Source organism: Limosilactobacillus ingluviei str. Autruche 4 (assembly GCF_000312405.1).
In the GTDB taxonomy this organism is placed as follows: Bacteria; Bacillota; Bacilli; order Lactobacillales; family Lactobacillaceae; genus Limosilactobacillus; species Limosilactobacillus ingluviei.
The window spans coordinates 1,157,692-1,181,616 of the sequence record NZ_HE997173.1; the positions used below are offsets into that span (position 1 = coordinate 1,157,692).

At 47.7% G+C, this 23,925-nt stretch carries 23 protein-coding genes and 3 tRNA genes; 10 read left to right on the top strand and 16 right to left on the bottom strand.

Annotated features, from left to right (window positions below):
• Positions 1–22 precede the first annotated feature (22 nt).
• From BN54_RS05670 to BN54_RS05680, 4 genes are all read left to right on the top strand, one after another.
• Complete coding sequence (locus BN54_RS05670; protein WP_019206203.1) at positions 23–241, top strand: FeoA family protein; 219 nt, start codon at positions 23–25, stop codon at positions 239–241.
• Entirely contained in the window at positions 238–2,220 is a 1,983-nt protein-coding gene (gene feoB / locus BN54_RS05675) for a ferrous iron transport protein B (protein ID WP_155818289.1), read from the top strand. The genes BN54_RS05670 and feoB overlap by 4 nt, the downstream gene beginning before the upstream one ends.
• A gap of 19 nt (positions 2,221–2,239) precedes the next feature.
• Positions 2,240–2,407, top strand: a complete 168-nt coding sequence (locus BN54_RS10045; protein WP_019206205.1) for a FeoB-associated Cys-rich membrane protein — start codon at positions 2,240–2,242, stop codon at positions 2,405–2,407.
• 68 nt (positions 2,408–2,475) lie between these two features.
• Positions 2,476–3,447 carry a polyprenyl synthetase family protein gene (locus BN54_RS05680; RefSeq protein WP_019206206.1) on the top strand — a complete coding sequence of 324 codons (972 nt, stop codon included), beginning with the start codon at positions 2,476–2,478 and terminating at the stop codon, positions 3,445–3,447.
• 242 nt (positions 3,448–3,689) lie between these two features.
• Here the strand turns inward: BN54_RS05680 and BN54_RS05685 are convergent, their stop codons facing one another.
• The 3 genes from BN54_RS05685 to BN54_RS05695 all read right to left on the bottom strand — a co-directional run bounded on the left by BN54_RS05685 (position 3,690) and on the right by BN54_RS05695 (position 6,716).
• On the bottom strand, positions 3,690–4,652 hold the full coding sequence (locus BN54_RS05685; protein WP_019206207.1) for a ketopantoate reductase family protein: 963 nt from the start codon (positions 4,650–4,652) through the stop codon (positions 3,690–3,692).
• Positions 4,653–4,728: 76 nt separating this feature from the next.
• Positions 4,729–5,907: a pyridoxal phosphate-dependent aminotransferase gene (locus BN54_RS05690; protein ID WP_019206208.1), complete on the bottom strand. Its 1,179-nt coding sequence runs from the start codon at positions 5,905–5,907 to the stop codon at positions 4,729–4,731.
• Positions 5,908–5,933: 26 nt separating this feature from the next.
• Positions 5,934–6,716 carry a carbon-nitrogen family hydrolase gene (locus BN54_RS05695; RefSeq protein ID WP_019206209.1) on the bottom strand — a complete coding sequence of 261 codons (783 nt, stop codon included), beginning with the start codon at positions 6,714–6,716 and terminating at the stop codon, positions 5,934–5,936.
• Positions 6,717–7,567: 851 nt separating this feature from the next.
• Here BN54_RS05695 and BN54_RS05700 point away from each other — a divergent pair.
• The 4 genes from BN54_RS05700 to BN54_RS05715 all read left to right on the top strand — a co-directional run bounded on the left by BN54_RS05700 (position 7,568) and on the right by BN54_RS05715 (position 11,258).
• Positions 7,568–8,530 (top strand): ketopantoate reductase family protein, encoded by a 963-nt coding sequence (locus tag BN54_RS05700; protein WP_019206210.1) that lies wholly within the window; start codon positions 7,568–7,570, stop codon positions 8,528–8,530.
• Positions 8,531–8,925: 395 nt separating this feature from the next.
• Complete coding sequence (locus BN54_RS05705) at positions 8,926–9,753, top strand: transporter substrate-binding domain-containing protein (RefSeq protein WP_019206211.1); 828 nt, start codon at positions 8,926–8,928, stop codon at positions 9,751–9,753.
• A 65-nt stretch (positions 9,754–9,818) separates the two neighbouring features.
• Positions 9,819–10,502, top strand: coding sequence for an amino acid ABC transporter permease (locus tag BN54_RS05710; protein WP_019206212.1), 684 nt, complete (start codon positions 9,819–9,821; stop codon positions 10,500–10,502).
• Between the two features lie 18 nt (positions 10,503–10,520).
• Positions 10,521–11,258, top strand: coding sequence for an amino acid ABC transporter ATP-binding protein (locus BN54_RS05715; RefSeq protein WP_019206213.1), 738 nt, complete (start codon positions 10,521–10,523; stop codon positions 11,256–11,258).
• 38 nt (positions 11,259–11,296) lie between these two features.
• On the opposite strand, the gene menC is transcribed toward BN54_RS05715, so the two are convergent.
• The 9 genes from menC to BN54_RS05760 all read right to left on the bottom strand — a co-directional run bounded on the left by menC (position 11,297) and on the right by BN54_RS05760 (position 18,022).
• A complete protein-coding gene (menC, locus tag BN54_RS05720; protein ID WP_019206214.1) occupies positions 11,297–12,415 on the bottom strand; it encodes an o-succinylbenzoate synthase in 1,119 nt (372 codons plus the stop codon).
• Between the two features lie 59 nt (positions 12,416–12,474).
• Positions 12,475–12,547: transfer RNA gene (locus BN54_RS05725), tRNA-Asn, on the bottom strand.
• A gap of 65 nt (positions 12,548–12,612) precedes the next feature.
• Positions 12,613–13,248 carry a sugar O-acetyltransferase gene (locus BN54_RS05730; RefSeq protein ID WP_019206215.1) on the bottom strand — a complete coding sequence of 212 codons (636 nt, stop codon included), beginning with the start codon at positions 13,246–13,248 and terminating at the stop codon, positions 12,613–12,615.
• A gap of 207 nt (positions 13,249–13,455) precedes the next feature.
• A complete protein-coding gene (locus tag BN54_RS05735) occupies positions 13,456–14,655 on the bottom strand; it encodes a tyrosine-type recombinase/integrase (protein ID WP_019206216.1) in 1,200 nt (399 codons plus the stop codon).
• A 69-nt stretch (positions 14,656–14,724) separates the two neighbouring features.
• Complete coding sequence (locus BN54_RS05740; RefSeq protein WP_019206217.1) at positions 14,725–14,925, bottom strand: periplasmic substrate-binding domain-containing protein; 201 nt, start codon at positions 14,923–14,925, stop codon at positions 14,725–14,727.
• An 11-nt stretch (positions 14,926–14,936) separates the two neighbouring features.
• Positions 14,937–16,253: a replication initiation factor domain-containing protein gene (locus BN54_RS09835; protein ID WP_235720481.1), complete on the bottom strand. Its 1,317-nt coding sequence runs from the start codon at positions 16,251–16,253 to the stop codon at positions 14,937–14,939.
• Positions 16,247–17,062: a type IV secretory system conjugative DNA transfer family protein gene (locus tag BN54_RS05750; protein ID WP_040469753.1), complete on the bottom strand. Its 816-nt coding sequence runs from the start codon at positions 17,060–17,062 to the stop codon at positions 16,247–16,249. Before BN54_RS05750 ends, BN54_RS09835 begins: the two co-directional genes overlap by 7 nt.
• Positions 17,043–17,582, bottom strand: coding sequence for a hypothetical protein (locus BN54_RS05755; RefSeq protein ID WP_019206220.1), 540 nt, complete (start codon positions 17,580–17,582; stop codon positions 17,043–17,045). The genes BN54_RS05750 and BN54_RS05755 overlap by 20 nt, the downstream gene beginning before the upstream one ends.
• Positions 17,579–18,022, bottom strand: a complete 444-nt coding sequence (locus BN54_RS05760; RefSeq protein WP_019206221.1) for a hypothetical protein — start codon at positions 18,020–18,022, stop codon at positions 17,579–17,581. The genes BN54_RS05755 and BN54_RS05760 overlap by 4 nt, the downstream gene beginning before the upstream one ends.
• A gap of 282 nt (positions 18,023–18,304) precedes the next feature.
• Here BN54_RS05760 and BN54_RS05765 point away from each other — a divergent pair, with 282 nt between their 5' ends.
• Positions 18,305–18,991, top strand: a complete 687-nt coding sequence (locus BN54_RS05765) for a hypothetical protein (RefSeq protein WP_019206222.1) — start codon at positions 18,305–18,307, stop codon at positions 18,989–18,991.
• 815 nt (positions 18,992–19,806) lie between these two features.
• On the opposite strand, the gene BN54_RS05770 is transcribed toward BN54_RS05765, so the two are convergent.
• Both BN54_RS05770 and BN54_RS10235 read right to left on the bottom strand, forming a co-directional pair.
• Positions 19,807–22,731, bottom strand: a complete 2,925-nt coding sequence (locus tag BN54_RS05770) for an SEC10/PgrA surface exclusion domain-containing protein (RefSeq protein WP_019206223.1) — start codon at positions 22,729–22,731, stop codon at positions 19,807–19,809.
• 124 nt (positions 22,732–22,855) lie between these two features.
• Positions 22,856–23,011, bottom strand: a complete 156-nt coding sequence (locus BN54_RS10235; protein ID WP_019206224.1) for a hypothetical protein — start codon at positions 23,009–23,011, stop codon at positions 22,856–22,858.
• 152 nt (positions 23,012–23,163) lie between these two features.
• On the opposite strand from BN54_RS10235, the gene BN54_RS05775 reads away from it, so the two are divergent.
• Positions 23,164–23,520 carry a helix-turn-helix domain-containing protein gene (locus BN54_RS05775; RefSeq protein ID WP_019206225.1) on the top strand — a complete coding sequence of 119 codons (357 nt, stop codon included), beginning with the start codon at positions 23,164–23,166 and terminating at the stop codon, positions 23,518–23,520.
• A 212-nt stretch (positions 23,521–23,732) separates the two neighbouring features.
• On the opposite strand, the gene BN54_RS05780 is transcribed toward BN54_RS05775, so the two are convergent.
• A tRNA-Thr gene (locus BN54_RS05780) sits at positions 23,733–23,805 on the bottom strand.
• A 42-nt stretch (positions 23,806–23,847) separates the two neighbouring features.
• Positions 23,848–23,920: transfer RNA gene (locus BN54_RS05785), tRNA-Asn, on the bottom strand.
• Between the last annotated feature and the right edge of the window lie 5 nt (positions 23,921–23,925).

Sequence of the window (23,925 nt, forward strand, 5' to 3'; positions counted from 1 at the left end):
CCCAGAAAGGGGGCCATCCTTGATGATCAATGCGCTAATTACCCTGCACCACTTCGATCAACTTGAACAGCCGGTCGCGGCCCGCTTACATAGTCTGGGGCTTACGGAAGGCAGCACGATTCTCCTCTTGCAGCGCTACCCGTTTCACGGTCCGGTGATCATTGAAAGTAATCATCAACGGATTGCGTTACGCTACCGCATCTTTGCCACTTTGACCCAACCACCAAGGGGGAAGGTTTGATGGAAATCGCACTGATTGGTAATCCCAATACCGGTAAAACCACCCTATTTAATAATTTAACTGACAGTTATGCAACCGTTGGCAACTGGCCCGGCGTGACTGTGAACCCCAAAGCGGGTCGCCTTAAAGGTACTGCCACCCACTTAATCGACCTCCCCGGGGTCTATGCCTTAACGCCATTAACCAAAGATGAAGAGGTCGTCACCCTTTATTTGCTCGATCACTGCCCGGATTTAATTTTAAATGTTACAAACGCCGGTCAGCTCAAACGCAACCTCTTGTTGACGTTAGAAGTCCGCGAATTTGGGCAGCCAATGCTCCTCGATTTAAATATGATGGATGAAGCGGCCCAGCAAGGCCAACATTTTGACCTGGCCGCCCTCAGCCAGGCCCTGGGCTGTCCAGTCGTGACGACCAATGCCCGGACCCGCCGGGGCCTGGCGCAATTGCAAGCTCAACTGCAAGCTCACCCCCAACCGCTGACCCCGCTGAAATTAACTTACCCCCCGCAAGTCGAGCAAGCGCTGCAGCACGCCACCCGAGCCCTGACTAATGATTATCATGTCCCAGCGCCTTTGGCCCGGTGGTTAAGCCTCCAATATATGAACCAAAATCAAGTTGTCCGGCGGGCGGCAGCATTTCGGAATTTACAGCCCTTACTGGAGCAACGCGCCACTTATGATACCCAGCACTTTGAAGAGCAAATTTTCAATACCCGCCTGGCCTTTATTGAAAAAATCCTGGCGCGCGGCCAGCAAGCCCCGGCCACCCGAGCCACCACTACCGTTTTGCACCGATTCGATCAACTATTAACGGGGCCGTGGTTGGGCTTGCCTTGTTTTATTTTGATTTTTTGGCTGATCTTTAAACTCGCCTTTGATTGGGTGGGGACGCCCCTTTCTGACGGGCTGGATGCCTTACTCTCGGGACCCGTGGCTGCCAACGTCAATCATTGGCTGACCCTGCTGGGGGCCTTGCCTCCCTTACGCTCCTTAGTCGTCAACGGTTTGCTAGCGGGGGTCGGGGGCGTCTTAGTCTTTTTGCCCCAAATCATTACCCTCTTTGCCTGCATCGCAATCCTCGAAGATTCTGGTTACATGGCCCGCGCGGCATTAGTAATGGATCGCTTAATGCAAATGATCGGCCTGAACGGCAAGGCTTTCATCCCCCTGTTGATTGGGTTTGGGTGTAACGTTACCGGCATCATGGCCGCGCGCACCGTCGAACAGCCCCAAGCCCGGTTGGTCACCACCCTTCTGGCGCCCTTCATGTCTTGCTCCGCCCGGCTGCCCGTGTACAGTCTGATCGTGGCGGCCTTTTTTCCCCACCACCAGGCCGCCGTGGTCCTGTCGATTTATTTCCTGGGGATCGGCATCGCCCTCCTGACCGCAAAAGGGTATCAGTGGTACTTCCACACAACGGAAAGTGCGGCTTTAATTATCGAATTGCCAAACTATCACCGCCCGCGGTGGGACATCATCTGGCACAGCACGTGGGATAAGAGCAAAGGCTTCTTGCACAAGGCCGGCACCGTTATTTTCGCCGGTACCGTTTTGATTTGGGCGTTAACGTCCTTTGGGCCCACCGGCTTTGTTACCGACCCCACTCATAGCTTTGCCGCTGGCTTGGGGAAACTCAGCGCCCCGTGCTTTGCACCGCTGGGGTTTGATCACTGGCAAATCATTACCGCCCTGTTCACGGGCATTTTAGCTAAAGAAGTCATCACCGCCAGTATGATGGTGATGTTTCACGCCACCAACCAAACCGTCTTGATTGGCGCCTTGAGTAATTATCTAACGCCGGGGGCCGCCTATGCTTTATTGGCCTTTATCTTACTGTATGCGCCATGCTTTGCCACCTTAGGCACCATTAAACAAGAAACCGGCTCGACCAAATGGATGCTCTGGTCTTTGGTCAGCAGTTTTGTAATTGCTTATCTCGTCGCTGGACTGATCAATCTCGGCAGTCACTGGCTTTAGCTTCAGAAAGGATATGCTTATGATCGTGTTTACCAACCTGTTAATAATTGCTTTGATTGTTGGCTATGCCGGCTGGCAACTCACCAAAACGTTTAAGCGGGCCAAAAAAGGAAAATGTGCCGCTTGCGCTTATGACTGTGTCTTGAAAAAAGCCGCCGCTTCCCGGTCAGATTCTGCTAAAATATAAGTATGATTGCGCGTTACTAAATCAATGCGGGCCTGGGGCAGGTTCGCAATTACATAGGGGATTTTTTCATGCAACAAGCCTATTTTCGTTATTACCCACAACTCAAACCAAATTTGACTGCCGTTAGCGACCTGATCGGCGACCGTTTAACCGTCCGTTACGCCCAACTGGAACCGGCCTTGCAGCAAATGGCCCAGCAGGGCGGTAAATTTCTGCGGCCAGCCTTTCTTTTGCTGTTTGCCGGCTTGCATGAGCACCCAGTGACGGAACAACAGCTGAAAGCCGCGGCTTCGATCGAAATTTTACACATGGCGACCTTAATTCACGATGACATTATCGATGATGCCCCCAAACGGCGGGGCCACGCCAGTTTACAAGCAGCGTTTGGCAAGGATGTGGCCGTTTACGCAGGCGACTATCTTTTTACCGTCTTCTTTGACTTAATCACCGAAACCGTGGCCAATACCCGCTTTTTAACGGTTAACGCGCGGATCATGAAACGGATTTTAAACGGCGAATTGGGACAAATGGGCGATCGGTTCAAACTTGACCAATCCCTGCTGGGGTATTTGCGCAATGTTAATGGTAAAACCGCCGCCCTGTTTAGTTTAGCGGCGGAAGAAGGCGCCTTTTTGGGCGGGGCCACCCAAAAAGAAATTCAACTGGCCAAGCGGATTGGCCAAAACATCGGGATTGCCTTTCAAATCTTGGATGATATTCTTGATTATACGGGCCACCACCTCAACAAACCGATCCTGAAGGACTTGGCGACCGGGGTCTATTCTCTGCCCCTTTTGCTGGTCTTGCCGACCCACCAGGCTGAACTAACCCCCTACTTAACTCAGCAAGCCCAAATGACGCCCGCCGACATCAAAGCCGTCCAACAAATCGTCAAGCAAGCCGGGGGCGTCCAGGCCGCCCAAACCCTGGCCGCCAAATTTACCGCCAAAGCCGAAGCCGAACTGGCGCAATTGCCCCCTTCGGCCAGCCGCGCAGCGTTGCAAAAAATTATTGAACAATTACTGAAACGAACCCGCTAAATTACAAAGGGAGTGGGAAATAACCTGCTCGGCAAGCCGGATGGATAAGCTAGGACGAAGGTTGACGCGGTACGCGTCGTTCGTCGTTCGTACTTATCCACTAGGCTTGCGGTTATTTCCCACGTGATCTGGGTAATATTCGAAAACCAAAACAGAGGCTGGAAGAAAACATCGTTTTCTCCCAGCCTCTTGCCTTTCTTCACTAAAGCAACCAACGGGCGTGCCCTACCCGTGGGGCCGAATCATTTGCGGAATTGCCGCGTATTTTCGGCCAAGTGAACCAGCCCCCGTAAAAAGTCGTGGGTGCTGGCTTCGTAATCGTACTTCTTCCCCAACTCATAAATGTAACCATTAATGTAATCAACTTCCGTTGGACGATCCTTGCTCATGTCCTGATACATTGATGGGTAATGCAAGGGGTTGGAGACTTCACTAACGTATTTGACCGTCTGCCATTCTTCTTCCCGGGTGGAAAGCAATTGTACCCCCGCCCGTTCTGCCACGTCAAAGGCTTCGTTGATCAATTGACGACTGAGCCGTTCGGCCCCCTGGTAATCAATAAACTGCCCCATCTGGATTTCAAATAAGGTACACAAGGTGTTAATCACCGAATTAAAGACCAGCTTGGTAAAGAGGGTCCCTTCACAATTGTGGTTCAGATGCGGGTTAATGTTGGCCACCGTAAAGTCCGCCACCAGTTGATCCAGCCACGGGGCATCCTGGTTGTTTTGGGCCGCTAAATTGATCGACCCGGCCCCGGCCTTCCCGATAAAATCAACATCCCCCGCCTTATTCAGGACCGTCCCGATCAGACAAGTCCCGGCGGCGACCCGGTCGGCTGGGAAGTATTGGTTGATCTTTTCCAAGTGCCCCATCCCATTCATCCCGGTAAAGACGTATTGACTTGCCGGATCAAAAGCATGTGCCGTCTTATCCAAGAGGTCTTGGAGGGTCATTTGCTTGGCAAAGACAATCCAGACATCCGGGGAACCATGGTATTCTTCGGGACTAAAAATCTTGATGGGTACGAGATGACGATTTTCGTGATCGCGGGAAACGTAGACCCCGCCTTGGGCCTTAATCGTCTCAACTTGGGGCGCCCAATTATCAACAAATTCCACTTCCGCGCCCGCTAATTCTTGCAATAAAACCCCAAAGCGCAGCCCCATGGCGCCGGCGCCCAAAACGGTATACTTTAACGTCATAATGTTTTCCTCCTTACTTGGCTAGCAAGCGACCCTGGTAACTAACCGGAGCTCCTCGCCAGTCCACCACAAACCGTTACTCAAACAAATGCAACTTGCCAATCCGTTCGACGGCTTCGACCAAGCGGGCCGGTTCAATTAACACCCCAATCCGCACGTAGCCTTCACCGTAATCACCAAAGCCTTTCCCCGGCGCTACCGCCACCGCTGCTTGATCCAACAAAACATCCGCAAATTCCTCACTGGTCATCTTAGGTGGGGTCGGCATCCAAGCATAAAAGGTTCCCTGGGGAGCAAAGCCGTGCCAGCCAATCTTTGCGGCAGCCGTCAAAAAGGCATCCCGGCGCGTCTGGTACCTATCGACCAAGGCTTGAATCGCTCCGTCCCGCGCTGGATCTTGTAAGGCATCGATTGCAGCATACTGGAGGGCCGGGAAAAGGGAAACAAAGAGGTGATCTTGAATCAGGTTCAAGCCCTCGATAATATCAGCATTGCCCACTGCAAAAGCAATCCGCCATCCGGCCATGTTAAAGGTCTTCGAATAGGTATAAAATTCAATCCCGACCTCCTTGGCCCCCGGAATTTCCATAAAGCTGATGGGCCGGTTGCCATCATAGCCCAAGGCCCCGTACGCAAAGTCGGAAATAATCCCGACTTCATACTGCTTGGCCCAGGCCACCAATTCTTCGTAAAATTCCCGGGTCGCCACCGCCCCGGTCGGGTTATTGGGGTAATTGACGTAGAAGAATTTTGCCCGGCGGGCGGTCGCAGCCGGAATGGCCGCCAAATCCGGTAAAAAGTTGTTTTCGGCCTTTAGCGGCACGGTCGCATATTCAACTTGCCCTAACGCGGCCCCGGAAAGATAGTCGGGATAGCCGGGGTCGGGCAACAAGAAGAGGTCACCGGGATTCATCAAGGCCCACGGTAATTCAACCAGGCCAATCTTCGAACCACCGAGAATCGCGACTTCTTTTTCAGGGTCAAACGTCGCTCCGTAAACCTCCTGGTAAAAATCGGCCGCCGCTTGTTTAAAGGCGGGCTGGCCCCGGAACTGAGAATACTTATGGGTCGCCGGGTCAGCGACCCACTTTTGGGTGCTTTGCACAATGTAAGCGGGGGTCGGTTGATCTGGGTTACCCTGCCCTAAATTAATCACATCCGCTCCGGTCGCCACTTTAGCATTTACTTTCGCGACCAAACTGGCAAAGAATTGCTTCGGTAAGGTCGCCATTAATTTTGATTGCGGGAATTCCACGTTCATTCCTCCCTCGGATTAAAAAGTTATTGGTACAAGTCTGGTCGCCGATCAGCTTGAATATCAAACAAGGCTTTGGCCGCCACGATCGCAGTGGGATCGATCTCGACGATGGTAATGCCCGCTTGCTCGCCGCCCGTCGCCAAAATGGTCCCGCTCGGCGCCACCGCCAGCGAATGACCATTGAAGTGATTGTCCGGATCATCACCTACCCGGTTGACGGCCACCACAAAGGCTTGATTTTCAATCGCCCGGGCTTTGACCAGGGCTTCCCACTGGTCAATCCGTGACGCTGGCCACTGAGCTGGTAAGTAATACAGGTCGACCCCGGCCCGGCCGGCGGTGCGCCACCATTCCGGGAAGCGCAAGTCGTAGCAGATAAAGCTGGCGCTCCGAATGCCAGCCAGGTCGTAGGTGGCGACTTGGTGTCCGGCTGCTAAATACTGGTCCTCCGCCATCGGTCCAAAGCGATGGGCTTTATCATAAGTCTGCACTAGTTCACCTTGATCGTTAAAAATGTAGGTCGTATTGTAGTAACGCCCATCCTTTTTTATCGCGACTGAGCCCGCCACCACGTTTAAGGCCAACTGCTTGGCCAACTGGCTGACCACCCGTTGGGTCTGCTGACCAGCCGGATCAGCCAACGTCGCCAGGTGCGTTAAATCATACGCCGTATTCCACATTTCCGGCAGGACCGCTACTTGCGCTCCCAAGGCCTTGGCTTCTTGCAAGCGAGCAGTGACTTGGGCAAAGTTTTGCGCCGGCTTGCCATACTCAACATCGATTTGAATCATCGCTACTTTTACCATTCGTGTGCTCCCTTCAACCACCTTAATTAAACCCGTAACCAGCCAGAAACAAAAAACGCCCATCCAATTAAGGACGAGCGGGCCGTGGTACCACCTTATTTCGTCAGCCAAGCTGACCTTAACCGTGCGGTAATGGGCACGAACCAAGCGGCAACAAAGGGTTGCCAACTGCTAATTGATCGAACCATCTTCGCTTGCGCCTTTGACCCGTTTCCATCCCCCCGGGCTCGCTGTGCAAAGACCGCCAAGTTACTCATTCGATCAGCTTTTTTTCATCTTAACTATGGTTGCATTCTAATTTAATTTTCATTTAAAGTCAACGGTTCACACCCAATTTTTAAAAAGTTTTTCCGGGTTTCCCCTGACTTGCCCGCTCCTACCATTTATCATTTGTTAGGAGCTGCCACTTTCCCAAACTTCAAATTAAAAAAAGATGAGGAAAAATGTTGACATTGGCCGGGCGGATCGCTACACTAAACACCATAATTTAATTCACGCAAGCAATTATTCTCGGTGGAGTAATTAAGCAGCCTTGTTCAGCGAGGTCCGGGGGTGGAAAGGACTCAAGACTGTTTAAATTGAAAGACTCTGAATTTGCGCCAACTTTGCGAGGTTGGCGGGCATGGTCCTCCGTAGCGGACCACGATCTCCAATTTAGTTTGGGTATCGTTAGAGGATCTCGTCTTAAGCGAGATTAAAGTAAGGTGGTACCACGCGGCAGCGTCCTTAGCATACAGCTAGGGCGCTGCTTTTTTTCTGCCTTAAGATTGGTTCAGCCAACACATAATAAACCGAGACTCGCTTCGTGATACATATTTTCAGCTCATCAGGTAAAGGAAGGAAGCTAACATATGAAATACGGAATTATTGGGGCTGGCGCAATGGGCTACCGTTATGGGATCATGTTGCAAGAAAACGCGGGTTGTAAAGTAGACTTTATTGAGACCTGGGAACCCGCCCTAACCCAAGTTCGCCACCAAGGGGGCGTCTTGGTCGCCCGGGATCACCAAAATCAACACTTGGTCCCGATTAACATCTATTCCCCCGAAGAATACCAGGGCCATCCCGACGTCTGGATTATTTTCAAAAAGCAAATGCAACTGGAAGAAGAATTAGCCCGCGATGCGGCAGCTGGCTTATTTACCCCCGATCAAATTGCCTTTTCCGCAATGAACGGAATGGGCCACTTTGAAAAAATCAACCAATATTTTTCAGCGGACCGGATCTTGTGCGGCACCGCGATGATCGCCACCCGGCTGAATGGCCCGGCTAACGTTGATTTTATGGGGGCCGCCGGCACCGAGGTCATGCACATGGCGCGTTACAATCGCGTCGCACCGGATAAACGCAGTCAGGCCGTTGCGCATGACTTTGCGGCAGCACAGCTAGGGCCGGTCTGGGCTGAAGATTGGCAAGGCATGTGTTTGTCAAAAGTCGTCTTCAACGCGGTTTGCAACACCCTCTGCACAATGTTTGAGCTGCAAATGGGCCAATTTATTGCTTACGAAGGGGTCCGGGAGATGGCCCGGCAGCTCTTTGATGAAGCGTATGACGCTTGTGAACGGGCCGGCATCTATCTGCTGGAATCCCGCCAGGCCATGACCGAATCAGTCATTACGGTTTCCAAAGCCTACCAGTATCATTATCCGTCAATGTACCAAGACTTTGCCGCGAATCGCCCGACCGAAGTCGACTACATTAACGGCTACATTGCCCGATTAGCCCGGGACCACGGCTTTGTTTGTCCAACCCATGAATTCGTCACGCACCAGGTCCACCTGGCGGAGACTGCCCGACAATTTAAATCTGCTTAACCCCTCGGACTGCCCGGAAGTAACTTTCCGCCAGTCCTTTTTCTTTTGCCGCCATTCCTTCCCCATCCCGCTAAAACATGAATGCCCGAAAACTTAATTTCTATAACAAAAATATCACCTAGGCTTTCGATAGTTAATTAAAAGCGCTTAAAAAACGCCGGGACGCTTAATTTAAAATCAGATTGACCGTTTCCGCTTTACAAGCTTTTAATTTTAATGCATAATAATTACCAATCTTTGATATTTTATTCATAAATAGCAGGAATTATTCAACCTTTATGAAAGTAGGTGGCGAACATGTTAATTCCACCCTCCACTCCTTGGCTTCCCATCAGCCGACGACGATTCCTCAAATAGCGCGTTGAACTGAAAGAAAGAAAAAGGAGTTTATCATCATGAAAAAAACAACCATTAAAAAATTACTTGCGGTGGCTTCAGTGGCCTTCTTAGGGAGTTTAATCTTAACCGGTTGCGGTAAGTCCAGCAGCGACCAAAGTCTCAAGCAAATCCAAGATAAAAAAGAGTTGGTCTTGGGGACATCGGCCGACTACCCACCGTTTGAATTTACAACCATGAAAGACGGTAAGAAACAAATTGTCGGCTACGATATTCTGATTGCCCAACAAATCGCTAAAGACATGGGCGTTAAATTAAAAGTCGTGAACACCGCCTTCCCATCCTTAATCTCCGAACTGCAAGATAAAAAGGTGGATATTGTAATGGCCGGGATGGTCTCCACTGACCAACGGAAGAAGGCCGTTGACTTTACCAAGTCCTACTACAAGAATTCCAACGTCTTGCTCGTTAAGAAGGGCGAAGCAGCCAAATACAACACTGTGGCCAGCTTAAAGGGCAAAGCCGTTGGGGCGCAACAATCTACGACCCAAGAAAAGATTGGTAAAAAGCAATTAGCTGCGGCCAACTTGGTCACCGAAGCCAACTTTACGAACTTAACCAATGAAGTCAAGACGGGCACCTTGAGCGGGGTCATTGCGGAAAAGGTCGTTGCCGACAACGTCATCAAGAGCAACCCCGGGCAATACGAAATTGCCCAAGTTAAGCTAAAGACGCCAGCTTCCGATGCCCCGGTCAGCATCGCGGTACGGAAGAACAGTCCCGCTTTAAAGAAGCAGCTGAACAAGTCCATCACCAAGCTCCAAAAGAACGGCGACTTGGATAAGTTCATGCAAAAGGCCCAAGACTTACAACTGGAACAAAAATAATCCGCAAGCTTTTCTCTCCCGCGGCGGCAGAGAAAAGCTTTTTCACACCAAGAAAGGAACTTGCGATGAGTGATTTAGTCCAATACTATCCAATGTTTTTAGAGGGGACGGCCCTGACCATTTTAATTACCGTAATCGGCAGCGTCATTGGGATTCTGCTCGGCCTGTTATTTGTCATGATGCGGCTTTCAAAGGTAAAAGTGATTTCTGCCATTGGCCGGATCTACATTTCCGTGGTCCGGGGGACCCCCTCAATGATTCAAGTGATGCTGATTTACTACACCCTGGCCAAGAGCTTAGACCTGCCAACGATTCAATTTTTAGGCTCGTCGTTAGACCGGATCATCCCCGGTTCGATTGCCCTCGGGATTAATTCGGGGGCTTACGTGGCCGAAATCTTCCGGGCTGGGATTACCTCGATTCCCGTCGGCCAAACCGAAGCTGGGATCTCCTTGGGGTTATCGGAACGTGAAACAATGCAATCAATTGTCCTGCCCCAAGCCCTCCGCAACGTCTTACCGGCGTTAGGGAATGAATTTATTACTTTGGTCAAGGAATCTTCCGTCCTCTTTTATATTGGGGTCCAAGAAGTCACCGCCCAGGCCCTGGCCGTGGGGGGCACCTTGTATAACTTTATCCCACCGCTGCTGGTATCGGCCGTAATCTACTTTATCTTAACCTTTGTGCTTTCCCAGGTCTTTGCTTTAATGGAAAAGAAAATGGGCGCCAAGTACACCCGGCTGAACTAAAAGGAGGCATCAGCGTATATGACTAACGTAATCGAAGTCAAACACCTGCATAAGGCCTTTGGCACCAATACCGTCTTAGATGACATCAATTTTACCGTTCAAAAGGGCGAAAAGGTCGCTTTAATTGGGCCCTCAGGAGGGGGGAAAAGTACCCTATTGCGGTGCTTGATCCACTTAGAAGGCGGCTATTCAGGCGAAGTTAATTTTGAAGGCCAACCAGTCAACCACGCCAGTAAGGAAACGCTGCAAAAGCTGCGGCAAAAAATGGGCTTTGTCTTCCAACAGTTCAACTTATTCCCGCACATGACGGTGCTGGAAAACATCACCTTCGCGCCCAAAAAATTAAAGATTGACGACCCTAAGGCCATCGAAGCTCATGCCCACCAATTGTTGGAAGAAGTCGGGCTGGCTAACAAAGCTAATGCCTATCCGCAATCCCTTTCGGGGGGCCAGCAACAACGGGTGGCGATTGCTCGGGCTTTGGCGATGAAGCCCGAAGTCATGCTCTTTGACGAACCGACCTCGGCCCTTGACCCTGAAATGGTGGGGGAAGTCTTAGGGGTCATGAAAAAGTTGGCCGCCGATGGAATGACAATGATTATCGTCACGCACGAAATGGCCTTTGCCCGCGATGTCGCCGACCAGGTCCTCTTTATGGATCAAGGCAAGATCGCCGACAGCGGAACGGCCACCCACATCTTCAAGGAAACAACCAACCCCCGGACCCAAGAATTTTTAGCCAAAATGATGGATTAGGACAAACACCGCCCCGGCCCTGGCCGAGACGGTGTTTTTCAGTTCATGGTAAAGTCGCCCAAGAGCGTCGCCACTTGAGCGAAGTAGGGCCAGTTAATCTCCACCCCTAGTCCGGCCGCCGCAGGGACCAACATCTGGCTGCCTTGCAAGGTCAATGGTGGGTCAATAATGTCGGTCGCATAAAAGCGGGTCGAGGCTGATAAGTCATTGGGCAGGGTAATCCCCGGCAGCGTTGCCAGCGCCAAGCTGGCCGCCCGGGCCACCCCAGAATCAAGCATCCCGCCGACCCAGCAATCAAGCTGGGCTTGCTGGGCAAAGGCGAGAATCTGCTTGGCAGCGCTCAGGCCGCCGACCCGGGCGACCTTTAAATTAATCACCTTTCCCGCTTGTAATTGCACCATTGCTTTGACATCGGCCAAGGTGGTGATGCTTTCGTCCAGGCACACGGGGGTCTGCAACTGGGCCTGGAGGGCCGCGTGTTCAATTAGATCCCCGGGGGCCAGCGGTTGCTCCAACATCGTCAGCTTCAGCTCATCCAACTGCCGCAAATGGGCCGCATCCGTGAGCTGGTAGGCTGAATTGGCGTCGGCCATTAACATTAAAGTTGGAAAGGCCGCGCGGACGGCCCGCAAATCGGCTAAATCATGCCCCGGCTTGATTTTGACCTTCACCCGGCGGTACCCAGCAGCCACGGCCTGGGCCACTTTTTCCACCAGGGCGGCTGGACTGGCTTGAATCCCCAGCGAGATCCCGGCTTCCGCAGCCGCCCGCTCCCCACCCAGGGCTTTCGCCAAGGGTTGGTTTTGGCGCTGGGCGTATAAATCCCAGAGCGCGCAGTTAACCGCGGCCTTGGCCATCTGGTTGCCCTGCCAGTTGGCAACTTGCTGATCAAAGTCGTCCGGGTGATGATAACCGTGACCGACTACGCGGGGGAGGACCAAGTGTTGGAGAAAGGCAGCCGCCCCGGCTTGAAATTCAGCCGTGTAAAAAGGCGTCGCAAAGGCCGAGCACTCGCCAAAGCCCCGCCACCCCGACTGGTCCGTTAATTCCAACAGCAAAGCATCTTTGGTCGCAACCGTTCCTTCACTACTGGCAAAGGGGTGTAGAAGCGGCATCTTAAGGGCCCAGAGGCGGGCCTGGACAATTTGTAATTCCATCCCAAATCCCTTTCTGAAAACAAAAAAGGATACCACCGACAGGTGATATCCCCCAACTACTCCGGTAGTCAGACTCGAACTGACGACGCCCTGATTAACAGTCAGGTGCTCTACCAACTGAGCTATACCGGAATCATAAACCAACATTAATATTATGCCATAGATTACCGGTTTTGCCAATCAGTTCTTTTTAAAATTTAGTAATTTGGTTGCTCCAGGGTTGCCAACAATTCAGGCGGAATGACCCGACCAGGACGATAAACACGCCGATCGTTGGGGCCGATGGCACGCAACACCCGGCAGGGACTGCCCACAGCCACGACATTCGCCGGTAAATCTTTGGTAACGACACTCCCCGCTCCCACCACGGTATTATCGCCAATCGTCACGCCAGGCAGGACGGTTACGTTAGCTCCCAACCAGCAGTTTTGGCCAATGTGGATCGGCAGATTGTATTGATAACCCTTGGCACGTAATTCGGGGAGAACCGGGTGCCCCGCCGTCGCCAAGGTTACGTTGGGCCCGATCATTGTTTGGCTACCCACAAAAATCTCCCCGTCGTCCACCATCGTCAGGTTAAAGTTGGCGTAGATTTGATCGCCAAAATGGACGTGCCGGCCGCCCCAATTGGCATGAAAGGGCGCTTCAATGTAGCAGTCCTTCCCACAAGCCGCTAACATCTGCTTTAACAAGGTAGCCCGGTGCTCATCACCCGCGCGCGTTTGATTATATTCGTACATAGTTTGGATCGCTGGAGTCTGGAGGGCCAAGATGGCCGGATCGTTTGGGTCGTAAAGTTCACCGCTTAAAACCCGTTGTTCAATGTCTGTCATCTCAAAATCCCCTTTCGTCAGTTGTTAGTCCAATTTTAGCATATCTAGGTAAACGCTTTCTTGGATCGCTAAAAAAAGAAGCCCTAGCATAAACTAAGGCTTCTAAAACAAGATGCCAACTAGAGGGCCAGAGATACGGTCCACCAAGTCAGCAAATTCGCGTTTTTACTGCTTCAATCTTTTTCTCTGTGCATTTTGTGTGCATGGCTACTGGCCTAACCAAGCTGCCATCATCTGCTGATTTTTATCTCGATCGACCCCAACATAGGTCGCCATAAAGGTTTCTAGGGTATGCCCCATTCGCTCAGCAGCCCACGGATATGAAATCCCTGGCTGGTTAGCCAACTTGGTACAAATGGTATGCCGAAATGAGTACATCGATAACTGGGCATCCCCACTCTCAATGCCTAACTCTTGGCATAATTTTTGCAACATTTGGTTTAAACTGCGTTGGTTAACCGGGATGCCAGTCATGGCCTTTTTGTAGTTGTGCAAGTTGATAAACATCAGTCCCGTTGGATTGCTCAGTTGCCGCTCAGCTGCAAATTCCGCTTGCTTCTTTGAGTACTCCCCGATTACTTGCACCAGATCAGCACTCAGTGGCAAACAAATCCGGTATTCCCCACGTTGCCGGGATTTCAGTGATCCATTTAAGCCATTTACATAGTCCGACCAAGAATCATCAATCTTAAAGGTGGTGTAGCCATCTTCTTCAACCAAATTTTGAAAGCGTAAGGCTTGAATTTCTCCAGTTCGCATCCCCGTTTCCATCGCAACCAAAATTGCGACCCGGGTAACCCATGAATGAACTGGCAACCTGGCTAGGTCAGCCAAAATTTTAGCTTTTAACTCCGCCATTTCTTGATCAGTAAAGAGATACCTCTTGACTGGCTTGGTAAACTCACTTTGCCGAAAGAAATTTTTCAGAGCGTTCCTTGGGACCGGTGACTTACCAATCGTATCCTTAAAATAAAGATTTAGGTGCGTCAACCGCCGGGCAATCATGCTGTGCTTGCTAACAGTAACTTCCCGCTTAGCCACAAACTTACGGGCAAAACCTTGGACTACCCGTTGATCAATCTCTTTAACCTTGAGGATGCCAAAGTACTCTGCAAAAACCTTCCCGGAATACTGCCAATCCCGGTACGTAACTTTTGACCAAACGCCGCTTTGATAACGATTTTCAACGTAACGCCTAAAGCTATCCGCAAAAATTTCGTTTGCATCCGAGAAATCAACCCCGTTTTCAAACTCTAACCACAGCTTCTGCTCTAAGCCCTGCGCTTCCCGCTTGGTTTTGGCATACTGAACCGGCCAGCTAATCCTTTTACCCGTGATTTTGTCCACCGGTTGAATCCGAACCAGCCACATTCCCTTGTGCTTTCCTGTTAATTGCTTCTTAATCATTACAATCTCTCCTATCTAATAGGAAGAAATCGTAAAACCTAAGTGTGCTTCCATGATAACCTCCGGCGTTCATTTTGTCCACTTGGTGTGCGGCGCATAACCCGCTTCTTTCAACCACGCTTTTACTTCTGCCAAATCATAGTACTTACGTGAATTAGCAGTTAGCTGGTGGTAAGGCAGACCATTTTTAACCAGTCCGGAAAGAATGGTCGTGCTGATCCCCAGGGCTTCGCATAGTTGCTTGCCATTTAAGATTTCTTCGCCAAACATTAAATCTCTCCTTACTCATAAACTCGATAAGCTACACGTCTGCGATCCTGATCACGATCAACCAGCAACTGGTGCCATCGCTCAAGCAACTCATCAAGATCTGGAAATTTTTTCATCTTCTTTAGCCCGGCAATTTCTTTTGCCAGCTTCGGCGATGGTTTATACCCGCCATCTTTTTTGCTGTACTTTATATAGTCACGCATAAAATTAAGCAACTTCTCCAGCCCTTGGTCGCCATAGCCACACCAGAAAAGGTAAAAGACTCCTGCTGGTCCCCCTAGTAGTAACCACTCCAACTTTTTTTCAACAATCTCGCTGATTTGGGATGGGGACGGTCTTAAAGAAAAAATCGTCAAATTTTTTGCCAACGCTACTAGCGTTTCCCATTCTGGCGTTAACTTACCACTATCTTTTTCTATCAACAACCAGCGCGTTACCAACAAGGACACTAAATGACGGTAGGTCACGCCAACGCTATCCGCGATGGCCAGCCCAATTTCACGTGCTAACTTATGCTTAAACTCACCTTCAATCCGCAGCCAATTTTTAGTTTTGCGCGCAAGGGTTAGGTACGGTCCGCGTTTGGCTTGCTGCTCTTTTTTCTTGTCGTACAGTCTTAGATAAGCATTACTACTTCGGGAACCAACGCCAATCGTTTGAGTTTCAACAAAATCACCAATTCCGCGCATACTTTCTTTTTTGACCACATGCTTCCGGCTATCAGTAAAAACAATCTGATCAGCTTGCAGTCGTTGGGCGATGCTGTGGGGGGAATAACCAAAATCCAATAAATCCACGTTGACGTCCAGTCGAGCAATGTGCCCATGAAAATCCCGGTAAACGGTCCGAATTATTTGAAACCAGTCAACCTCCAAATTTAACAAGTCACTTACTACTTCATAACTTTTTTTGGCTTTGGCCGGGAAATTAACCAAGATTCCCATATCTTTCCGTTTCAGATTAACCATGACCGAAATCAATCCGGTCGTTTCCCGGAAGCCATAACCATATGCCAGAGAATACCCATTTTGAGGGGTAATTTCTACCGGGGTCCCCATTATTTTTTCGAGTTGAAAAATTTTTTCAACCAAATCAATCCATTCATTTCGGTATGGTAACACGAAACGAATTTGATCAATGTTGACAAATGTTTTTTTAATTAAGTCTGATTTTTGGATTAAATCCATTTCTTTTTCGATCAGGTCCATTTCGTCCTCCTTTTTCAATTTCATAGCCCCCGTGTTACTATCCGGGGGTGCCAGTCGCTCACGCTCCGGCCGCTCCGCTTGGCCGGTTCCCCCGGCCACCGGCTGGCAAACCGTTACCACTGCCAATACCCGGCTTCATCAGCATAAGCAAAACCAGCTGCTTTTTTGTCTAACCGCGCAACCAGTTTATCAACTTCAAGCGCACTTAAATCTGGTGCTTGAAACGGTCGCGGAAAATTTGAATTTAACTCATCGCTATACACTAACCCGTTCCCTGGTTGATTTGGAATCGTTGGTAAAGCATCAAGATCCGCAGTAGGAAAAGCCATGCGGTAAGTATCCCGATCTGCCTGGCCCATCACAATCCGAGTGCTCAGTTGTAAGGTTTGATCCCGATCCATCACTTCGGCTGACAGACGTTGCGACGATAGCAGCATGAACATGCCTGCTTGTCGCCCCTTTAAAATCAATGACCGCGTATAATTTTGAATTTCATTTTTTAGTTTGGGACCACCACTTGACGCTTCCGCCATGGTCGCGGCTACTTCATCCATCACAATCAAGCATGGTCGCAAGCCATAATCCACCCAATCCCACCCGAACTTGCTATTAAAATTTTTGTATCGATTGTTAAGGTTTTCGTTTAAAACTCGTAGCAAGCGCGCAGTTTGCGCTGCAGAGGACACTACCCTTTTGTCACCATGACGCAAGTACCGATCAAAGTGACTTAGATCCGAGCGCTTAGTGTCAATGATATAGACGCGCGCGCCCAATTTGGCCATCGCTTGCATCATCAAGAAAGTAGTCAGAACCGTCTTCCCTGTCCCGGGACGACCCACAATGAGTAGCCCGGCACTCCCGCGCAAACCGATCCGTAAATCTTCCCCAAGCTCCAAACTTAGTTGCTCTTTAGTCAAAAAATTTGTCATCAATTTTTAACCTACCCGACCGCTTCGGCATTACATACGTCACTTTATCCGGTGCTACCTTTTCAATATAAGCAGGATAGCCAAAGACTTCGCCTATCTTTTTGGTCAGTTTATAAACTTCGCGACTATTTTTAATACCGTTTGGATAGATTACCAGCTGAATTTTGTTTTCATCTTCTAGGTAATCAATCATCACACTGTGCAAGATGATGGGACGATTAAAGGTATCTCTTCGCCGTGGGTCGTAATCGACTAATGAAGCCGAGTTGATCAACTTCGTCAAATCAAGATACACACCACGATACATAAAGTGCACTTTCAGGTAGTAGCGATAAAACCACGCTCCAAAAAGTGGCACCACAAAAAACGGTTTCACCGACATGACGATGAAGCTGCATACTAAGGCGAAAATGAAGGCTAACGTTAACGCTACTTCAGCTCGAAATTGGGAAGTACTAAGCTCTGACTGCCCCCTTTTCCCTTCTAGTGGTCGAGCTGGATTAAACCAAAGGCGTTTCATAGCTGAATCGCCTTTTCCACCGGAATGTCAAGAATCCGAATGTTTGACGCGTTTAAACCTTCTTGATTGTTCATAAACCAATGATTCAAGCGGTCAAAAGCCACAATCGGTGGTTTCACAGCCCCAATCAACAATTTTTCATTATCCTCCTTAGTAATAATTGATTCCGCGTCCTTGATCCGAACTTTGATGATCGTCCCCAAGGGTAAAGCTACCTTTTGTGACAATACCCGAACAGTGTAAACCGCCCTCTTTGTCTTCTTTGTGCGGTCACTGTAATCAGTGACAATTTCCGTTTCCCCGGCTTCCAATTTAAAAACCGTCCCAATCGCTTGAACTAAAGGTAGCTGCAGCGCTGCTTGAATCGGTGCCAAGCGACTGACTGGTGCATCCGCGAAAGTGCTAGCACTTACTGGAACTTGATTTTTTTCTTCTGCCATGACTTCCTCTTCCCTTCTATAAAGCAAATGTGTTTTTTGTATCGGCTGGCCAGCTGATGGTTATATCGTAGTCGAAAAATAAGGAGGCTATAACCCCCCAAAATCCGTCCGTTTTTTTGACTTATTTTTAGGGGGTTGACACTTTTTGCCGTTATCAAAAGTCGCATTTTTTGCTTTCTTGAGCGATCCCCATGGCTGTCAAAAAAGGCGCTACCCTTAAAGTAAGTCATGACTACTATAAAAGTGAAAGGACTCGGGTAGCGCTATCCAAAGGATTTAGATATGGTCGCAGATATCTCATATCTCTTTGTGATAAACCGAATTAAAAAAACAATCGGAAATGATAATAAGAAGCTTTCCAATTTAGCCAGCACCTTCAACAAATACCCATTTGTTAATTATAAAGAATTTGATGATACAAAACTTTCGACGTTGTTTTACGACAAAAAGAAAATTTCTTCTCAGCCATTAAGAAGATCTTTATCATATCTTTTTTTAGAAAAGGAAAATGATTTTACCACTCTTTTGATTCCAAATAACCAATCCATCAAAAAATTCATGTTAGATGCTTTGATTGATTTAAGTGCTTTAACTGATTTTGACTCTGAATACTCTTTTGAAAACCTAAAACATAAAAGATTTTATTCCATCATTTCAAAACTTTATAACAAGCGTGTAAATAAATTTTCTTTAGATCAACTTATTCTAAGGAAATGCTACTCTAATTTTATAATAGATAATAATTTTTGTGCTGTCGAGACATTATCAAAAGAGGAAGTGATTGAATATAACATTAAAAAATTCAAACTAAATAATTTCGATCCTTATGACTTGAAATTAGAAGATAATCAAAAATTGTTTTATTTCAGGAGCAAAATTAATATGGAGAGGGAAGGATATTCAACCTTTTGGACCGCTATAAAGATCGAGCTTTTTGAGCTTCTGGATGGCCAAGTCTTTTATCACTAACGTTTAAAAAGAATAATTAAAAAGTGATAGCAATGATGTCGAACGTCGTTTCTATCACTTTTGTTATAAATTAAGTATTTATATATAGGTTATAAATCCATCATACAAAACATGCGCTAGAAATAAAAAATCAAATAAAAGTGAAAATCAAGAAACCTATTGAAAACGTGGCAATGTAAACTCAAGGACGTAATTTTTAATTCGACAAGTTGTTAGAACGTTGACAAAGCAACTAGCAATAACCGGTATAGAGATGCTTTCACAAAATATAGTTTAGAAGGCAAACCCAGTCTTATGAAACGGCTATGCAGCAGCATCATCTTTATTCCCAAGTCAGCCATTATTACTAAATTAATGCAAAAACGTGCGGAGTAAAAATACGAAACTGGTAAAACCTAAAAATCGCTGAATTGCTTGGGCGCGTTAAGGTGCAAACTCGCGGAGTCGGCATATTTTTGAAGTAACTCGTTAAATCGCTTCCTATTTTCGACATACCAAAACCACTGTAAATTAGCCAGATAAATAAAATCTGTTATTTGAAAGAAGCCTTTTAAAGGTTGATTTTAATTTAAGAATGTATAAAATCAGATTATCTTAAACATTGCTGAATTTCCAAGCTACCCAATATAAAGTGTGCTGTAAAAACGCCAAATCACGAGATCCGTTGGGGAAGTAATAGGACGAGGTTACAAAAACGCTTTTTTGAAATAACTCGCTAAACTCAGAAGCGGTTTAGGCATGTTAAATTCAAAAACCTCCAAAGCTATCATCTAAGCTTTGGAGGTAAAGTTAATATTCTGCTTTAAGACAATTAGTTAAATTTTGTTTTCTTTGCGTTTTAAACCAAGCATTGAGAATAAAATTCCTGCCAAGCCCAGCAGTCCTAAAGCGGCCGCTTCTTCGTTACCAGTTTGTGGCAACTTGTTGGCTTGCGCTTGTTGAGCCTTGTACTCTGCCCGCGTTTGCGGCGTCTTCAAGGCCATTTGTTGGGTTGAGGTAACATTTTGCTTGTTAGCCTTAGCCGGCGCTACAACTGCCCCGTTCGGCGCAAGCAGCATGCCGTTGGCTGCAACCTTCCAACCAGCAACTGGCTTACCTTCACTGTCAACCACCTTGTCCCCTTGGACTTGGTAGCCATTAGCTTGAGCTTCCTTTTGCGCTGCTAACTTCGCTTGTTGCTCTGCTAATGCTTTTTGCAGGGCTTCTTTTTGCAACAAGGCTTCTTGGGCAGCTTTAGCGGCGTCCAAGCTTGCTTGTGCGTCAGCTTGTTGAGCTTGCGCAGCCTTCAAGAAGCTTTCAGCGTCCGCCAGTTCAGCCTTCGCTGTTTCAACTGCTTCTTGCAGAGGAGTTAACGCCTTCGTTTCCTTAGCGAGTTGCTCCTTGGCAACAGCTAATGCTTGGTTAGCTTGATCAAGAGCTACCTTAGCTTGGGCCAAGACTTGTGGAGCATTTTGAATGTCACTCAACTGGTTCTTCAGTTGCGTTAACTTAGCTTCGTCAGCTTGCTTTTGGTTCTGGGCATCGGCAACATCTTTTTGCTTAGCACTCAAAGCTTGCTTAGCATCGTTCAATGCTTGTTGAGATTTTGCCAATTCATTTTGAGCGGCTTGTAAGGCCGTTTGAGCGTCTTTAAGAATTCCCTGGGCCTTTTCCAAGTTAGCAAGCTTTTCTTCGTTACCTTGCTTGTACGTGGCCAGAGTGGCTTGCTTTTGCGCTAAGGAAGCTTGGTCATCTGCCAACTGCTTCTTGGCATTCGCCAAACTAGTTTGGGCTTGCGTCAAAGCGTTAGTAGTACCATCTAAAGCCTTTTGAGCTGCCGTCACTGCTTCTTGCGCTTGGTCAGCCGCCTTTTGTGCCGTATCCAACGTTGCCTTGGCCGTAGTCAATTCACCTTGTGCCAAAGCGTCAGCGTTCATTGCCTTCGTTAAGGCATCGTTTTGCGTAGCTAACGTCGTGTTTAACTCAGTTAACTTGTTCTTCAATGCTACTGCTGGGTCTACATACGATACAGGAGTAGTACCTTCGGAACTCTTAAACTTAGCGGTATCCCGAATATACTGAGGCAAATTGGCAACTTGAATAAAGTGAGCTACTTCAGTGTCCGAATCGGGGGTTGCCGAATTAATACCAAATCCAAAATATGTTACTCTTTGTTCTTGCGGAAGCTTTTCTAAACTTAATTGATCGACGTCAATCCCTAGCAACGCTTCCATGTGTCCATTATTTGATTTTCCATCATCGAAGATCATAGCAGCAAGCGAATTAAAAATATCTTTCTTTACTGCATCCATATTGGTAACACCTTTGGAGTTATCCCATACTAGCCAACCTTGGCTTGCGTTTTCGTAATAGTTATTCGCATCATTAAGCCCTCGTTCACCAGCCGCTTTCGTAATTTGAGGAACATCGTGCCCGTTCTCCCCAATAGTCCAGCCATCACTCCGATATCCATCAGAAATTTCTTTAGCCATCTTAGTTACACCAACGGTAGGGACCATTCCCCCTGAAGTTTCGTATGACCCCCAAGCTTTACGTGCTTTATTAATTAAATCTGCTGCAAAAGCAGAAAGTTCTTCCTGGTCACTTTGTGATAACGAATTGATGTTTACTTGACGTGTTTGATCATACTTATTGGAGTTATATGAATTTAGATCAAATGCCTTTAGTAGTTCTTGGCGCATCTTTTTTGTAGCTTCTTCATAAGTTGCTTTCTTAGATTCATCATTGTTGCCATTGATGAAATATGCCTGACGAGCATTCAGGAAATCGTTATATGCATCAATCGCTGCTTGCGGAATTACTAAAGCGTTTTCCACCTGTCCATTTAATTGATCTTGCACAGCCTTAATTTGGCCTTGTGTAGCATTTACCGCGTTTTGCGCATCGGTTTTGGCTTTCGCCGTTTGATCAGCCGTGGCTTGCTTTGCGGAGGCGTCATTCTTGGCTTGCGTTAACGCTTGTTGAGCATCGTTAGATGCTTTTTGCTTATTAGTAAGATTAGTTTGCGCGTTTTGTTGGTCTGACGTAGCCTTGTTAACTGCTGAGGTACCATCCTTAACAGCTTGCTGGTCCTTGTTTACTTGGTTTTGCGCGTCCGTAACCGCTTGTTGGGCTGCTGCTAAACCATCGTTGTCTAAAGCGTCCTTAGCTTGATCGACATTCTTTTGAGCCGTAGCTACATTTGCAGTCTTAGTGTCCACATTGTTTTGGGCTTGGTTAACCGCTTGTTGCGCTTGATCCACTTTTTGTTGGACCGCGGTTTGGTCCGCTTGCGCGGCTTGAATTGCTTGATCGTCTTGAGCCACCTTGTTAGTTTGGTCCGTAACCGCTTGTTGCGCCTTTTCTTGGGCCGCTGGTGAAGCATCAATGTTTTCGGCACTGGTTACCTTGTCTTGAGCCGTATTAACGTTAGCTTGCGCTTGATCAACTCCTTGTTGGGCCGTATTAACCTTAGCTTGTTGGTCTTGCAAGTCGCTTTGAGCTTCGTTCACATTAGCCTGTGCATCATTAACTCCGGCTTGCGCTTGTTGTAGCGCCGTGTTGGCATTATTTAAGTCCGCTTGGGCTTTGTCCACCTTGGCTTGAGCTTGTTGATCCGCCGTTTGTTGGGTAGTTGCTTGAGTCGTTTGAGGCGCCACTTCATCCGCCTGCGCCTGACTAGGAGCCAAAGCACCAACTAAAGAGACACCGGCAACGGCAGTGGTTGCGACTAAGAGATCAGTTTTAATGTTCTTGTTCATGGTAAGTACCTCCTTTATTGAGAGAGAAGATGAAGTGGGCTGGTTATCAGATGCTCACACCATCATTATAAACTATAGCGCTTACAGTTGTGACAAAAGTTTGAAAATGATTGTAAGAAATTCTTTAGGCAAGAGTAACTTGAATGAACTTGCAAAGTTCTTCTAAGACTTCTTGCTCTGATTGACTAAAGTGATCAAAGTCTAGTTCGTCAGTAACTTGTTCAATGCCTTTGGGGGTGAGTGCCGCGATTTTGGTTGTGGCACCCATTTCTTGAATCATATGGTAACGTTTTCTGACTATAGTTTACCACCTTATTAAACTATAGTTAATATACAAGGGTGTTAATCAAAAACTTTAACTATAGTTCATTAAAACCATAGTGGAAAACTATCTAATCTAGTCCTAAACACTAATTAGGAGTAAATTAGATCATGAACGAATTAAATATTGGCCGTAAAATCCGCAGTCGGCGCAAACAGTTAAATCTAACCCAAGAAGAATTAGCTGAACGTAGTAATTTATCAATTACCTTCATTTCACAAATCGAAACAGAGCAACGGGAAAACATTACTATTCAACGTTTAAATAGTATTGCCGCAGCATTGGATTTAAGTTTAAGTGAATTAATTGACTTGCAATTAGACGACATTACTCAAATTAAACATGAAATCAGCACTTATAAAAGCAATTACTTACCCCAAACCGTCCAACTTGTTAACAAGCTCCTCCAAATGGATGGCAAGCGGGCCGAAGAAATCTCGGCAGCAATCTTAAAACTGATCCGATAAGCCGCTCCCGGGGGATGTGCACACAAAAAAACAGGCCTGAACGCCTGCTACACCTAGGTTTTGACGATTTTCCTGAACACGATAATGCACACAGTTAAAATGGTGTGCATTTTTCTGTGCATTGATTTAAAAACAAACAAAAATAAACCTTGATCCTCAGAGTAAAAACGCTGAAAAATCAAGGTTTATCACACTTTATAAGTGTTAAGTAGTGCCAACTAGAGGAGTCGAACCTCCGACCTTCTCTTTACGAGGGAGATGCTCTACCAGCTGAGCTAAGTTGGCATAAAAGAAGAGATGCTGACCCAACCATCAACACCTCACTAACTCCGGTAGTCAGACTCGAACTGACGACGCCCTGATTAACAGTCAGGTGCTCTACCAACTGAGCTATACCGGAATAAT